This is a genomic window from Aeromicrobium sp. PFPM2_SD2, from assembly GCF_057364525.1.
The window spans coordinates 1-1,140 of the sequence record NZ_JBNFNZ010000615.1 but is presented as its reverse complement, the minus strand read 5'-3'; the positions used below and the strand labels follow the sequence as shown (position 1 = coordinate 1,140).

The window sequence follows — 1,140 nt, the reverse complement described above, 5'->3', positions numbered from 1 at the left end:
GCGCGGCGTCGCGATCTCGAGCCGCGCACGTCCGCGCGCCGCCGAAGTAGGCGGGCGACGACGTCGCGGTCGACGCGCTCGCCCTGCCCGACCGAGCTCACCAGCTGGTCGGCGGCACCGGCCAGGGCGCGCAGGTCCTGACCGACCGCGGTGACCAGCAGCGCCGCGGCCTCCTCGTCGATCGCCGAGCCGAGGTCGGTGACCTCGCGGCGGACCCAGGTGACGTGGTCGCGCTCGTACTTGGGCGCCTCGACCTTCACCTCGTGGACGACACCGCTCTTGCGCAGCTTGTCGAGCAGGCCCTTGCCCTTGTTGCCGCCGCCGTGCACGAGCACCACCGCGACGTCCGACGACGGCTCGGCGGCGTAGGCGAGCAGCTCGGCCTGCGGGGCGTCGCCGAGGTCCTCCAGGCCGGTGATGACCAGGCCGCTGGCGGCGCTGAACAACGAAGGACTGGTCAGGGCGGCGAGCTCGCCGGCCACGAGGCGTCCGGCCTCGGCCTCGGCGACCTCGCAGGACGGGTCGGCCTCGCGCACCTGCGCGACCGCCTTGCGCCGCACCCGGTCGGCGAGGAACTCCGAGCCGCCGGTGACGAGCAGGATCGAGCCGAAGGGGGACGCCATGGGCGCCAGCCTAGTCACCGGGACGACGCGCCGTCCGGTCGACGCGGGTCACGACCGGACAGCCGGCCGTCGCGGACGACGCGGCCAGGTCGCCGTCGCGTCGGTGCGGAACGTCCGGGTGCCCACGTCGGCCGCAGCAGGTCGAGCGCGCCGCCGGCCGCCTGCTGTGGGTCGAGGGGGCGTCCGCGCTGCGGTCACGGGCCGAGGGCATGAACTTCGTCGAGGGCGCCGACTGGAGCGAGGCCAGCGCCGGCACCAACGCGCCGGGCACCGCTCTCGCGCTCGACCGCCCGGTGCAGATCTTCGGTCCCGAGCACCTGGCCCGTCCGGTCACGCCGTGGAGCTGCTCGGCCGCTCCCATCCACGACCCCGACACCGGGGCGCTGCTCGGCGTCCTCGACCTGACCGGCGGCGACGAGGTGGCCGGGGCGCAGAGCCTGTCTCTGGTCCGCGCGACCGTCGCGGCGGTCGAGGCCGAGCTGCGCATTCGAGCGGCTTCCTCCCTTCCGGCGGCCCC

General features: G+C 75.6%; 2 protein-coding genes. One reads left to right on the top strand and one right to left on the bottom strand.

Translation table 11 applies throughout. From position 1 onward, the window contains the following. Nucleotides 1-623 (bottom strand): DNA polymerase III subunit delta (locus tag AC2W7G_RS16880; RefSeq protein WP_485869458.1); only part of this gene is annotated, 623 nt, incomplete at its 3' end. Between the two features lie 209 nt (nucleotides 624-832). Between AC2W7G_RS16880 and AC2W7G_RS16875 the strand changes: the two genes are divergently transcribed. Continuing rightward, a partial coding sequence (locus AC2W7G_RS16875) for a GAF domain-containing protein (RefSeq protein WP_485869457.1) occupies nucleotides 833-1,140 on the top strand: 308 nt, incomplete at its 3' end.